Origin of the sequence: Butyrivibrio sp. AD3002 (assembly GCF_000420905.1) — a bacterium.
Classification (GTDB): domain Bacteria; phylum Bacillota; class Clostridia; order Lachnospirales; family Lachnospiraceae; genus Butyrivibrio.
The window spans coordinates 1-13002 of sequence record NZ_ATVV01000012.1 but is presented as its reverse complement, the minus strand read 5'-3'; the positions used below and the strand labels follow the sequence as shown (position 1 = coordinate 13002).

Here is a 13002-nt window from a genome sequence, read left to right as displayed (position 1 = left end):
GTCCGGTCCGTAAGGACCGGGCCTTAAATTTTATAACAAGGAGGCTATTATAATGGCACTTAATAAGAAATCTGTTGATGATTTCAGCGCAAAGGGCAGAAGAGTACTTGTTCGTTGTGACTTCAACGTACCGCTCAAGAATGGTGAAATCACAGACGAGACACGTATCAATGCTGCACTTCCTACAATCAAGAAGCTTATCGCAGATGGCGGCAAGGTAATCCTTTGCTCACATCTTGGTAAGGTTAAGAATGGCCCCAACGAGGGTGAGTCTCTTGCTCCTGTAGCTAAGAGCCTTTCTGCTAAGCTTGGCAAGGACGTTAAGTTCATCGCTGACTACAACGTAACAGGTGCAGATGCAACTGCTGCTGTAGAGGCTATGGGCGAGGGTGATGTAGTTCTTCTTCAGAATACACGTTTCCGTGGCAAGGAAGAGACAAAGCCTTCAGATGCAGGCGAAGCTTTCGCAAAAGAGCTTGCAGATCTTTGTGATGATTATGTATGTGACGCTTTCGGTTCTGCTCACAGAGCACACGCTTCCGTAGCTGTTGTTACAAAGTATGTTCGTGAGAAGGGTGGCAACTGCGCAGTTGGTTACCTTATGCAGAAAGAGATCGATTTCCTCGGCAATGCCGTTGAGAATCCGGTTCGTCCTTTCGTAGCAATCCTTGGCGGCGCTAAGGTTGCTGATAAGCTTAACGTTATCAATAACCTCCTTGAGAAGTGCGATACACTTATCATCGGTGGTGGTATGGCTTACACATTCCTTAAGGCTAAGGGCTATGAAGTAGGTCTTTCACTCGTAGATAACGAGAAGATTGATTATTGTAAGGAGATGATGGAGAAGGCTGAGAAGAACGGCAAGAAGCTTCTTCTTCCTGTTGATACAGTTGTATCAGGCGGATTCCCGGATCCTATCGACAATCCTAATATTGAGACAGCAATCGTTGAGTCCAACGCAATTCCTTCTGACAAGGAAGGTCTTGATATCGGTGTGAAGACAAGAGATCTTTTCGCAGATGCTGTAAAGAGTGCAAAGACTGTTGTTTGGAACGGACCTATGGGTGTATTCGAGAACCCTGTACTTGCTGAAGGTACAAAGGCTGTTGCTAAGGCGCTTGCAGAGACAGATGCTACAACAATCATCGGTGGTGGTGATAGTGCAGCAGCTGTTAATCAGCTTGGTTTTGCTGACAAGATGAGCCACATCTCAACAGGTGGCGGTGCTTCACTTGAGTTCCTTGAGGGTAAGGAGCTTCCCGGTGTTGTTGCTGCAGATAACAAGTAATACTTATCGAGGTATTTCTCGAGCTTAGTATTACTGTTAGTTCGATCGAGCACGAAGTGCGAGAGTCGAACTTCCTTATGAAAAACAATAAAGGAGACTTATTAAAATGGCACGTAGAAGAATCATTGCCGGCAACTGGAAGATGAACATGACACCTTCTGAAGCTGTAAAGCTTGTTGCTGAGCTTAAAGATTTAGTTAAAAATGATGATGTAGACGTAGTTTACTGCGTTCCTGCAATTGATATCGTTCCTGTCGTAGAGGCTGTAAAGGGCACAAACGTTAATGTTGGTGCTGAGAACTTCTACATCGAGGATAAGGGTGCTTTCACAGGTGAGATTTCCGCACCCATGCTCGTAGATGCAGGCGTTAAGTATGTTATCATGGGACATTCCGAGAGAAGAGACATCTTCGGCGAGAATGATATTCTTATCAATGCTAAGGTTAAGAAGGCATTTGCTGCAGGTCTTACACCTATCCTTTGCTGCGGTGAGTCACTTGCACTTCGTAAGGCCGGTACTTACAAGGAGTGGATCGAGAGACAGATCACATGGGATCTTAGCGGTGTAACAGCTGATCAGGTTAAGAAGCTTGTTATCGCTTACGAGCCTATCTGGGCTATCGGAACTGGCGAGACAGCAACTGCTGACCAGGCTGAAGAAGTTTGTGCATTTATCCGTGAGCTTGTTGCTAAGCTTTACGATCAGGCTACAGCTGATGAAGTTCGTATCCAGTACGGCGGATCAATGAATGCAGGCAACGCTGCTGAGCTTCTTTCAAAGCCCAACATCGATGGCGGTCTTATCGGTGGTGCTTCACTTAAGCCCGACTTTGGTAAGATTGTTAACGCATAATATATATTAAAATAAGAGATGAGTTCAGTTGGCTTCATCAACTGAACTCATTTTTATATGGAGTATTTGTAATGTCTAGAAAAAGAATAGTAGCCGGAAATTGGAAGATGAATATGACACCGGCAGAGACGACTGCTTTTATTGCAAAGCTTCGTCCGCTGGTTGACAATACAGAGGTTGACGTCGTTTTATGTGTGCCTGCTATTGATATTATCCCTGCAATGACAGCCACAAGGGGAACAAATATAGAAATAGGTGCACAGAATATGCACTTTGAGGAGAATGGCGCTTATACAGGCGAAATAGCACCGGGAATGCTTACGGATGCAGGCGTTAAATACGTTATTCTCGGTCACTCGGAGAGGCGTGAATATAACCACGAGACAGATGAAGAACTTAATAAAAAGGTGAAGAAGGCCTTTGAACACGGCCTTACACCTATCCTGTGCTGCGGAGAAACACTGGAGCAGAGGAATAAAGGCATCACACTCGATTTCATCAGAATGCAGATAAAGTCTGATCTTGCAGGAGTTCCTGCTTCGGATGTGGAAGAGATGGTAATTGCATACGAACCTATCTGGGCTATCGGAACAGGTGAAACTGCCACATTGGCACAGGCAGAGGAGGTATGCAAGGCTATACGCGAGTGCATTGCTGAAATCTATAGTGAAGGTACAGCGGAGAGAGTTCGCATCCAGTACGGCGGCTCTGTAAATGCGGCTAATGCCAAAGAGCTGTTTTCGCAGCCTGACATTGACGGAGGTCTTGTGGGAGGTGCATCTCTTAAACCTGATTTTGGTAAAATCGTTAATTGTTAAGACAAACCTGGCACTATGAAAAAATATTCATGGTGGCAGGTTTTTATATATAAACTTGGTATAAAAAAACGATTAAATGTTCACAAATTCACTTTTTAAGGCATGCTTAGGTTATATAATTTTTGATGAGAAACTATTTCTTTTCAAATGATATATTTCATCATGGAGGCGTGTTATGGCAAAGAATGAAAATGCTCACGGAAGTACTGAAAGAGTTAGCTTTAAGGACAGTATCAAGACCAAACTGATTTGTATAATGATACTGGCTGCTGCGATACCTCTTTTGATAGCTGTAATTGTAAGCTATAAGACATCTACGGATAAAGCTCTTGCTGATGCTCAGGATTCCCTGGAATGGGAGGCATGGTATCTGGAGCAGTCGTTTGTTACTGTGCTTGATACGAATATGAAAATGATAAGGAGTATAGCCGGAAGTCCTACCGTGGTCAATTTTGTTGCCAAGGAGGGAGATATTCCGCTGGATGCAATTATAAATACTCTTTCGGAGTGTGACACTATCCTGAATGATGGAGATACTACTGCAATTACAGATGCGACAGGAATGCAGATTGCTCGAACATCCGGAGATTGTATCGATGTTTCTGACAGAGAGTACTTCCAGAAGGCGATGGAAGGAACCGTATATGTTTCCAACGTTCAGATCAGTAAGAAGAACGGAAGACGTATGCTGACTTTTGCTGCGCCTATTATGTATGATGGTAAGGCTATAGGTATTGTTCACAGGAACTATGACCTTAATAATTTCCATGAACTTCTGGCAAATGAAGCAGAGGATGCCTTCCTTGTAGATAGAGAAGGCCTTGTAGCGGCACATTCACAGTATAAAATCGGTGAAGGCGAGCATGAAGAGGAGAGCAGAGTTCAATCAGAGTTTATGGTTTCGGGCAAGGACGAAGGCTTCTACTTTGTGGATACAGGCAAGGGCTATGATGCTTATGTCGCATATGTAAAAGAACCCCAATCACAGTTTAGAGTCTGCGCAGCAAGCAATGAGAAGAAGGTGCTTGCATCTGCAAGAAAATCAGCTACTATTACTATAATTGTAGGCCTGGTGCTGCTGGTAATCGTGATTATTGTATCTTTCGTAATGGCTAATAGCTTTACAAAACCGATTTTAGCAGTCGGGAAATCTCTTTCCGCGCTTGCTGACGGACGTTTTGAAAAGGTTGGAAAAGAAGCTAACAGAAAAGATGAGTTTGGACAGATATCCAGAAATACTAATTCTGTTATACATACCCTTGATGAAATAGTTTCACATATTAAGGCATCCGCTGCAAATGTCGGATCCTCTTCGGAAGAACTTTCCGACATGGCTAACCAGATTTCGCAGACGGCAGAGGATGTATCAAATGCGGTGCAGGAGATTGCATCCGGTGCTACGCAGCAGGCTGATGAGATTCAGAGTGCTTCAGAAAATGTAGGTCTTATCGGTGATGCTGTCGGAGATGTGCAGACATCAACAGGAAACCTCTCCGGACTTGCCGGAAAGATGAAGGAAGCATCCGAAGTTTCAAGCAGATCACTTACATCCCTTCAGGATTCTTCTGCTGAGATGACAGCCAAGATTGATGACATTGCAAGAACGATTCAGGCTACGCAGGAAGCTGTTGACAATATCAGTGAAAAGGTTGAAGGTATTACTTCCATCGCTACCCAGACAAACCTTCTTTCACTCAATGCTTCAATTGAGGCAGCAAGAGCTGGTGAAGCAGGAAAAGGCTTTGCGGTTGTTGCTGAAGAAATCGGTAAGCTTGCAGATGATTCCAAGCAGATGGCTGATGACATCATGAAGGAGATGGGTACACTTCTTGAACAGAGTAAAGCAGCTGTTGCCGCTGCAGAGGATGTTAAGCAGGGTAACAATGAACAGCAGATTGCCATCGGAGAAACCCTTGATGCTGTTAACGGAATGCTTGAGGATATCGGAAGCACTGTTGGAGGGGTACAGCTTATTTCTCAAGGCGCGGATACCTGCGAATCCTCCAAGAATGCTGTGGTTGACACCATGAGTGCACTTTCCGCAATTTCAGAAGAAAATGCTGCATCTTCGGAGGAGACCGGAGCTTCCATGCAGGAGCTTTCAGCTACGGTAACAACACTTGCAGGTTCAGCCGACAGCCTGAAGGCTATTGCGGAACAGCTCAATGAAGAGATGAAATTCTTCAAGTCTTAATTGATAAATTTTTATGGAATAGGGAAATCCCGCCATCAATCACAGACATTTGATGGCGGGACTTTTTTGTGCAAAAAGGATGTAAAATTCAATTAATTCCGTGGTTATTTATATTGTTGATGCTACTGAATTATGATATATTTTAAAAGGTTTTTTTATCTTATGTGTTCATGCACAGCGGTCTACCCGCAAAAGGAGGAGAGTAACATGTTGGAGAAAGTTTTTCATCTCAAGGAACACAATACTACGGTGAAAACCGAGATTATTGCCGGTTTAACCACGTTCCTTTCAATGGCGTACATTCTCGCCGTTAACCCCAGTATTCTTGGAACTGTAATGAATCCAAGTGGTGTATTTGTAGCTACAGCTATTGCATCAGCGATTGCTACATTCTGTATGGCATTCATGGCCAATTATCCTATAGCTCTTTCAGCAGGACTTGGACTTAATGCTTACTTTGCTTACACTGTTTGCCTTGGTGAGCTTGCAGCAGAGGGTGAGAATGCATTCAAGATCTGCTTAACAGCTGTATTTGTAGAAGGTATCATTTTCCTTCTTATGTCACTTGTTAAGATTCGTGAGCAGATCATCAACAGTATACCGCAGAACCTTAAGTTCGGTATTTCTGCAGGTATCGGTCTTTTCATCGCATTTATCGGTCTTAGAGGAGCAAACGTTATCGTTCCCAGTGAATCTACTACAGTAGCACTCGGTAGCTTTGCTGATGCAGACGTTGTTCTCTGCCTGATTGGTATTATCATAATTATCGTACTCGAGCACTTCCATGTTACAGGTTCTGTTCTTATCGGAATCATTGCTACATGGGTTCTCGGAATGGTTGCACAGGCTACAGGCTGGTATACAGCAACTAATGTATTCCCTGATTTTTCAGCAGGACTTCAGCTCGGCGGAATTGCAGATACAGCATTCAAGTTTAACTTCGGATGGGCTGCAGCTCATTTTGTTGAGTTTATTGCTATAGTATTCAGTTTCCTTTATGTTGATATCTTTGACACAGTAGGAACAGTAGTAGGTGTTGCAGATAAGGCTAACCTCCTTGATGAGGACGGAAACCTTCCCAAGGTTGGAAGCGTATTCATGTCAGATGCTATCGGTACAACAGTTGGTGCATGCCTTGGTACTTCAACAGTAACAAGCTTTGTTGAGTCAGGTGCCGGTGTTGCTGCAGGCGGACGTACAGGTCTTACAGCTCTTACAACAGGTATCATGTTTGTTGTATCACTTGTACTTAGCCCTATTTTCCTTGCTATCCCTTCATTTGCAACTGCTCCCGCACTTGTATATGTTGGAATGCTTATGGTTTCCAGTGCTAAGAATATTACCTTTGACGGTGATATCGCAGATACTCTTGGTGCTTACCTTGCACTTGTTATGATGCCGCTTTCATATTCAATAGCAACCGGTATCATGTTCGCAGTTCTTGCATGGGTTATCGTTAAGCTTCTCATTGGCAAGGCTAAGGACGTATCACCTGTTATGTGGATTGTATTTGTAATGTTTGCAGTTAGAATAGTTGCACTTATTACCAACTTCCAGTAATAGTTTATAAAACAGATAATAAAGAGAGCGCGCACATCCAGTGTCAGTCGATGTACGCGCTCTCTTTCTATGAAAAAGTTCGTGTTATTTAATTCTTATCTGCCGGCTTAGCCTGTCAGCTCAGCTGCATCAACCATAGCCATTCGCTGTTCGGCTTTCATATTATCATTGGCTTCCTCATCAAAAGCCCTTTCGATATTAGCTCCGCTTCGCTCGGCCTTTTCCTCGTTATCTATGGCTCTTACGATGCCCTCTTGAAATACCTTTTCCTCCCGTATTTCAGCATTTTTGTTATTGCCGGATTCCTCACGGGTTGTAATCTCGTGGTCATAATCATAACGCGAGATATCGCCCTTAATATACATCTGGCGAAGCTGTGCGTCAGTGTAGGAATCAAAGGAACGGACATTGGGATTCTTGGTATTGGCAGTAGGCTGGTTTGCGTGAACCTTGCTTAACTCAGGAGCCTTATTCTGCTCGTTAAAAGGATTTTCCTTCTTTTCTGCATTAAAGGGATTCTCTTTCTTTATTTCGTTGAAAGGATTCTCTTTCTTTTCTGCAGCTTCAGCTTTTTTGTGTGCCTCTTCAATTTGGGCTTTTGCCTTCTCGGCATCTTCAATAGCGCGCTCAGCAGGAGAAGGGCCTGCGTCCTGTTTGGTTTTGAGCTCCTTGACATCGCCAATCTCTTCGGTCTCTTTCAGTTTATCCTGGGAGATTTTACTTGCTTGTGCTGTATCACCATCCTTGGATACAGCTATAACATCCTTAAGAACCTCTTGGATCCGTTCTTTTCTCGAACTGTCATCTTTATTTTGCTCTTTCAGGGTTTCCGCAGCTTTGCTCGTGGTATCCGCGGTCTGAGTGGGGCGGATAGCTTCTGTGCCGGTTCTGACCATTGAAATACTTAAATCTTCCATAGTAACCCTCCAGTCTCCCCAAGCGTGCAGATAACTGCACATAAATACCTATATTGATTATACCACTTTTGCAATATTCTGACAACTTATATTATTGTCTGAAAATAACTTTCTTTTTATCTGAGAAAAAATGATAGTTTCTTTCAATTTGTTCTAAGACTTTACAGAGTTCCCGATTGACATGAGAATTTCAAAACACTAAAATAATAACACATGATACGATTAACAATATGCTTAAACGGAGGGGAATCCTATGCCAAGAAAAGCCACGATTACGCAGGAAGAAATAGTAAATGCTGCATTTAAAATCACTAAGAAAGAGGGCTTTGATCAGATCACGTCAAGACGTCTTGCCGCAGCTGCAGGATGTTCAACACAGCCTATTTTCAGAATATATGAGAATATGGATGAACTTAAAAAGGATGTCATCGCCAAGGCGGTAGATACCTTCGAGAAGCATTGCAGGGAAACCGGTAATAACCATGATACGCCCTTCATTGATCTTGGACTTAGCTATATCACCTTTGCGCAGAAGTACCCGAATCTTTTTAAGCTTCTGTTTATTACTGCGAATGCGCTTGAGGGACGTAGCATGTATGATATTGTCAACGGTTCTGATGACAATGTTGTAAGAGAGGTTTCAAAGGCTAAGGATCAGGGTGTTCCGGATGCGGAGCAGCTTTTCATGAAGATGTGGGTGTTTATCCACGGCGCAGGCTGCATGGCTGTAACCGGTGATTTTGACCTTGAAGAGGCTGAGTCTGTTTCTATGCTCGAGTCCGCATATGAGGCATTCAGACTTTCCTGATTTTGGAGTAATTGGAGTTTTATGAAGCAGGTTGCTGTAATTGGCTGCGGTGCAGCCGGAATGATGGCGGCTATTTCCGCGGCGAATAGCGGAGCAGCCGTCACTATTTTTGAAAAAAATGAAAAGCCGGGAAAGAAGATTTACATAACCGGTAAGGGCAGGTGTAATGTAACAAATGCCTGCGATATATCTGAATATTTTGATAAAATACCACACGGTTCCAAATTTCTGTACAGCGCACTATACGGTTTTGACAATGAAGCGGTAATGCGCCTTTTTCAGGATAACGGCTGTAAGCTTAAGACGGAGCGCGGCGACAGGGTATTTCCTGTGTCGGATCATTCCTCAGACATAATAAGCACACTCGTTAGAATCCTTAAGAAAAACAAAGTGGATATCAGATATCAGGACGAGGTCAGGTGGATTCAGGTCGGAGAAGATGGCCATGTAAAGAGCGTAGTTTCCGAGGATTCCGGTATAAGTGAATTTGATGCTGTAATAGTGTGTACCGGTGGCTTGTCCTATCCGTCTACCGGATCTACCGGAGATGGTCTTAAATTTGCTAAAGAGTTGGGATTAAAGGTAACGAAGACCACACCGTCACTTGTTCCTTATAACATCAAGGAAGAGTGGTGCGCTGAGCTTCAGGGACTTTCTCTTAAAAATGTTGCGATAAAACTGGAGCAGATTCCTGCGTCCGGTCCCGGAAAGAAAAAGAAGTATGTTTATGACGGATTCGGAGAGATGCTGTTTACGCACTTTGGCGTAAGCGGACCGCTGATCCTTACATCCAGCTGTTATTACGAGGAGGCTGACAAAAAGGGAGAGAAGTATTCTTATGTGATTCATCTCGATCTTAAGCCGGCACTTACTGAAGAACAACTGGATAAAAGAATACAAAGAGAGTTTGAAAATGGTAAGAACAGACAATTTAAAAACTGCCTGAATTCACTTTTTCCTTCAAAGATGATACCTGTTATGATAAGATTGTCGGGCATAGATCCCGAGAAACAGGTCAACTCGATAACAAGAGGAGAGAGACTTTCTTTTGTGTCACTGATCAAAAATCTTAGGATGGAGGTTGAGGGACTTCGCGGTTTCCCCGAAGCTATAATCACGCGTGGCGGCGTTGCCGTGAACGAGATAAATCCTTCGACGATGGAGTCCAAAAAGATAAAGGGGCTCTATTTTGCCGGTGAAGTTATAGACGTAGATGCTCAGACCGGCGGCTTTAATTTGCAGATAGCCTGGTCAACGGGACACCTGGCGGGCGAATCCGCAGCAACAAATTAAAGCCTTCCCCTTGGGGGAAGGTGCCCGAAGGGCGGATGAGGGGAATAGAAAGGAGAACAAATATGGGAAGCAGTATTGCCATAGACGGACCTGCAGGAGCAGGCAAAAGTACAATTGCAAAGATCGTATCCAAGAAGCTTGGATTCATATACATTGACACGGGTGCTATGTACCGTGCAATGGCTGTTCACATGATAAGAAACGGCGTATCCGGAGATGATAGCGCAGAGATTGAAAAGAACATCGACAGCGCAGATATTTCCATAGGACATGAGAACGGAGAGCAGGTAGTTTATCTCAACGGAGAAAACGTTAACTCGCTCCTCAGGACAGAAGAGGTAAGCGCTATGGCCTCAAAGACCAGCGCTAATGCGAAGGTTAGGGAAAAGCTTGTGGAGCTTCAGAGAAAGCAGGCTAAGACCACAGATGTTGTCATGGACGGAAGAGACATCGGAACTGTTGTCCTTCCCGATTCTGAGCTGAAGATTTATCTTACAGCGGGAACCAGAGTACGCGCCGAGAGACGATACAAAGAGCTTATCGAAAAGGGCGAAACCTGCAACATCGATGAGATCGAGGCAGATATCAAGGAGAGAGACCACAGAGATATGACAAGAGAAAATTCACCGCTTAAAAAGGCAGATGATGCGGTGGAGGTCGACTCTTCCTATATGACAATCGAGGAAGTGGCAGACAGGATTATATCTCTGTATAAGGGACATTAATGCCCTCATCCGGCGCTACGCGCCACCTTCCCCCAGAGGGGGAAGGCAAAACAAGAAGGGCCTTCCCCCTCTGGGGGGAAGGTGCCCGAAGGGCGGATGAGGGGAAAGGACGAAGCACTATGGAAGTTATTCTTGCCGAACATGCCGGCTTCTGCTTTGGTGTAACCAGAGCCGTGGACGTGGTATATGACCAGATAGAAAAGAATAAGGGTAAAAAAATCTACACCTACGGCCCTATCATTCATAACGAAACTGTGGTTTCGGATCTTGAAAAACAGGGCGTTCAGGTAATTGAAGGTGCAGAGGATTTAAAGAAGCTTACGGAGGGAATCGTAATCATCAGATCCCACGGTATCCGCAAGGAAATCTATGAACTTATTGAAAAGCAGGGCCTTGACTATGTCGATGCGACCTGTCCTTTTGTAAAAAGAATTCACAACATAGTCGAGAAAGAGAGCGCAGAGGGCAAAACAATAGTGGTTGTAGGCAGCGCAAAACATCCTGAAGTTGACGGTATTGTGAGTTATGCTACGGGACCTGTTTTCGTGGTGGAATCCCCTGAAGAGGCGGAGGCTTTAAACCTGAAAGAGGGAACGGAAATCTGTATAGTATCACAAACAACATTTAATATAAATAAATTTCAAGAAACCGTTGATAAATTTTCAGATACGCGCTACAATGTTAATGTTGTGAACACTATTTGTAGTGCGACTGAAGAAAGACAGACAGAAGCGGAAGCTATCGCTGCTAAAGTCGATGCTATGATAGTGATAGGCGGAGCGCACAGTTCTAATTCAAGGAAACTGTATGAGATATGCAGTAAGAAGTGTGCCAATACATATTTTATTCAGACACTGGATGACTTGCATTTAGAACTTCCTAAAGCGGTTAAACTAGTGGGTATTACCGCCGGGGCGTCCACCCCAAAGAACATTATCGAGGAGGTTCAGAATCATGTCAGAACAATCTTTTGAACAAATGCTCAATGAGTCGTTCAAAACAATTCATACGGGGGAGGTCGTTGAAGGCACTGTTATATCTGTGAAGCCTGATGAGATTATTCTTAACATTGGCTATAAATCAGATGGTGTACTTACCAAGAGCGAGTATAGTAACGATAACAGTATCGATCTTACTCAGGTTGTTAAGGAAGGTGACACAATGGATGTCAAAGTCCTTAAGACCAATGATGCAGACGGTCAGGTTATCCTTTCATACAAGAGACTTGCCCTCGACAGAGGAAACAAGCGTATCGAAGAGGCTTATAACAACCAGGAGGTACTTACAGCTAAGGTTGTTCAGGTTCTCGATGGCGGTCTTACAGTAGTAGTTGATGAAGTTCGTATCTTCATCCCTGCAAGTCTTGTATCAGATACTTACGAGAAGGATCTTTCCAAGTACGAAGGACAGGAGATTCAGTTCGTAGTTACAGAGTACAATCCTAAGCGTAGAAGATATATCGGTAACCGCAAGATGCTCATCACAGCTGAGAAGGCTGAGCAGGCTAAGAAGCTGTTTGAGACAATCGGTGTTGGCGATATCGTTGAAGGTGTTGTTAAGAACGTTACAGATTTCGGTGCATTCATCGATCTCGGCGGCGCAGACGGACTTCTTCATATCTCTGAGATGTCTTGGGGACGTGTTGAGAATCCTAAGAAGACCTTCAAGGTTGGCGATACAGTTAAGGTTCAGATCAAGGGTATCGATGGCAGCAAGATCGCTCTTTCCAGAAAGTTTGATGATGAGAATCCCTGGAAGGATGCTGATTCCAAGTATGCAGTTGGTAACGAGGTAACCGGTAAGGTTGCAAGAATGACTGACTTTGGTGCATTCATCGAGCTTGAGCCCGGCATCGACGCACTTCTTCATGTATCTCAGATCGCAAGAGAGCACATTGAGAAGCCTTCAGATGTACTTAGCATCGGTCAGGAAGTTACAGCTAGAATAGTTGATTTCAACGAAGCAGATCGCAAGATCAGCCTTAGCATCAAGGCTCTTACAGCTCCCGAGAAGGACGAAGCTGAGGAGAGCGGTGATGTTGTATCAGTAGATATTGAGAAGGCTATCGCTGAGCAGGATGCTGAATAATCAGGATTGATTTTGAAGCATTATAAAAGTTCTATATGAAATTGAGTAAAGGGGCTGTGAAAAAATGAGATAATCATTTTTTCCAGCTCCCTTTTTATATCATTTTTTGTGAGGCATGCTGTTTCTGGCAAAAACAGAGTATAATACCCCTTTCCCCAAGAACTACAAACTTTTTAAACTCAGGCAGCTTCTTGGAGATGCATCTTTTTATTGTGATATTTATATAAGTTATGACCTATTGAAACCAAAAGAACCTCAAGTTTTACGGATTCTATTCCTTTTCGGACTATTATTTTATACCAACGATCATTTTTTATGATTCCGAAAGTACCTTCCGCTTGAATGGATCTGTTCATTCTAAGGAGTGCTCCCTGGATGCTTTCAAGATTATTTATAACCTCCTGATGCATAGCGGTCAGTGCTTCGTTTATTCTTATGGTTCTGTTTTTATCTGTCTT

At 43.7% G+C, this 13002-nt stretch carries 12 protein-coding genes; 10 read left to right on the top strand and 2 right to left on the bottom strand.

Going from position 1 to position 13002, the window contains the following annotated elements; translation table 11 throughout:
• Positions 1-52 precede the first annotated feature (52 nt).
• The 5 genes from G596_RS0109535 to G596_RS0109515 all read left to right on the top strand — a co-directional run bounded on the left by G596_RS0109535 (position 53) and on the right by G596_RS0109515 (position 6713).
• Positions 53-1288 (top strand): phosphoglycerate kinase, encoded by a 1236-nt coding sequence (locus G596_RS0109535; protein ID WP_022761616.1) that lies wholly within the window; start codon positions 53-55, stop codon positions 1286-1288.
• Positions 1289-1394: 106 nt separating this feature from the next.
• Positions 1395-2141, top strand: coding sequence for a triose-phosphate isomerase (gene tpiA / locus G596_RS0109530; RefSeq protein WP_022761615.1), 747 nt, complete (start codon positions 1395-1397; stop codon positions 2139-2141).
• A 71-nt stretch (positions 2142-2212) separates the two neighbouring features.
• Positions 2213-2959, top strand: a complete 747-nt coding sequence (tpiA, locus tag G596_RS0109525; protein WP_022761614.1) for a triose-phosphate isomerase — start codon at positions 2213-2215, stop codon at positions 2957-2959.
• A gap of 175 nt (positions 2960-3134) precedes the next feature.
• Positions 3135-5153, top strand: a complete 2019-nt coding sequence (locus G596_RS0109520) for a methyl-accepting chemotaxis protein (RefSeq protein WP_022761613.1) — start codon at positions 3135-3137, stop codon at positions 5151-5153.
• A 210-nt stretch (positions 5154-5363) separates the two neighbouring features.
• Positions 5364-6713 carry an NCS2 family permease gene (locus G596_RS0109515; RefSeq protein WP_026497799.1) on the top strand — a complete coding sequence of 450 codons (1350 nt, stop codon included), beginning with the start codon at positions 5364-5366 and terminating at the stop codon, positions 6711-6713.
• Positions 6714-6820: 107 nt separating this feature from the next.
• Here G596_RS0109515 and G596_RS0109510 read toward each other — a convergent pair whose 3' ends face one another.
• Positions 6821-7630, bottom strand: a complete 810-nt coding sequence (locus G596_RS0109510) for a hypothetical protein (RefSeq protein ID WP_022761611.1) — start codon at positions 7628-7630, stop codon at positions 6821-6823.
• 253 nt (positions 7631-7883) lie between these two features.
• Between G596_RS0109510 and G596_RS0109505 the strand changes: the two genes are divergently transcribed.
• The 5 genes from G596_RS0109505 to rpsA all read left to right on the top strand — a co-directional run bounded on the left by G596_RS0109505 (position 7884) and on the right by rpsA (position 12544).
• A complete protein-coding gene (locus G596_RS0109505; protein WP_022761610.1) occupies positions 7884-8438 on the top strand; it encodes a TetR/AcrR family transcriptional regulator in 555 nt (184 codons plus the stop codon).
• 21 nt (positions 8439-8459) lie between these two features.
• Positions 8460-9731 (top strand): NAD(P)/FAD-dependent oxidoreductase, encoded by a 1272-nt coding sequence (locus G596_RS0109500; RefSeq protein ID WP_022761609.1) that lies wholly within the window; start codon positions 8460-8462, stop codon positions 9729-9731.
• A 62-nt stretch (positions 9732-9793) separates the two neighbouring features.
• Entirely contained in the window at positions 9794-10456 is a 663-nt protein-coding gene (cmk, locus tag G596_RS0109495) for a (d)CMP kinase (protein ID WP_022761608.1), read from the top strand.
• Positions 10457-10575: 119 nt separating this feature from the next.
• Complete coding sequence (ispH, locus tag G596_RS0109490; RefSeq protein WP_026497796.1) at positions 10576-11430, top strand: 4-hydroxy-3-methylbut-2-enyl diphosphate reductase; 855 nt, start codon at positions 10576-10578, stop codon at positions 11428-11430.
• Positions 11411-12544: a 30S ribosomal protein S1 gene (gene rpsA, locus G596_RS0109485; RefSeq protein WP_022761606.1), complete on the top strand. Its 1134-nt coding sequence runs from the start codon at positions 11411-11413 to the stop codon at positions 12542-12544. The genes ispH and rpsA overlap by 20 nt, the downstream gene beginning before the upstream one ends.
• A 179-nt stretch (positions 12545-12723) precedes the next feature.
• On the opposite strand, the gene G596_RS0109480 is transcribed toward rpsA, so the two are convergent.
• Positions 12724-13002, bottom strand: a 279-nt coding sequence (locus G596_RS0109480; RefSeq protein ID WP_022761605.1) for a transposase, incomplete at its 5' end; no start/stop codon positions are given.

Excerpts from the sequence above, each read along its gene's own strand:
- G596_RS0109535 (WP_022761616.1), top strand. The coding sequence starts at position 53 with ATGGCACTTAATAAGAAATCTGTTGATGATTTCAGCGCAAAGGGCAGA.
- tpiA (WP_022761615.1), top strand. The coding sequence starts at position 1,395 with ATGGCACGTAGAAGAATCATTGCCGGCAACTGGAAGATGAACATGACA.
- G596_RS0109505 (WP_022761610.1), top strand. The coding sequence starts at position 7,884 with ATGCCAAGAAAAGCCACGATTACGCAGGAAGAAATAGTAAATGCTGCA.
- G596_RS0109520 (WP_022761613.1), top strand. The coding sequence starts at position 3,135 with ATGGCAAAGAATGAAAATGCTCACGGAAGTACTGAAAGAGTTAGCTTT.
- cmk (WP_022761608.1), top strand. The coding sequence starts at position 9,794 with ATGGGAAGCAGTATTGCCATAGACGGACCTGCAGGAGCAGGCAAAAGT.
- tpiA (WP_022761614.1), top strand. The coding sequence starts at position 2,213 with ATGTCTAGAAAAAGAATAGTAGCCGGAAATTGGAAGATGAATATGACA.
- G596_RS0109500 (WP_022761609.1), top strand. The coding sequence starts at position 8,460 with ATGAAGCAGGTTGCTGTAATTGGCTGCGGTGCAGCCGGAATGATGGCG.
- G596_RS0109510 (WP_022761611.1), bottom strand. The coding sequence starts at position 7,630 with ATGGAAGATTTAAGTATTTCAATGGTCAGAACCGGCACAGAAGCTATC.
- rpsA (WP_022761606.1), top strand. The coding sequence starts at position 11,411 with ATGTCAGAACAATCTTTTGAACAAATGCTCAATGAGTCGTTCAAAACA.
- ispH (WP_026497796.1), top strand. The coding sequence starts at position 10,576 with ATGGAAGTTATTCTTGCCGAACATGCCGGCTTCTGCTTTGGTGTAACC.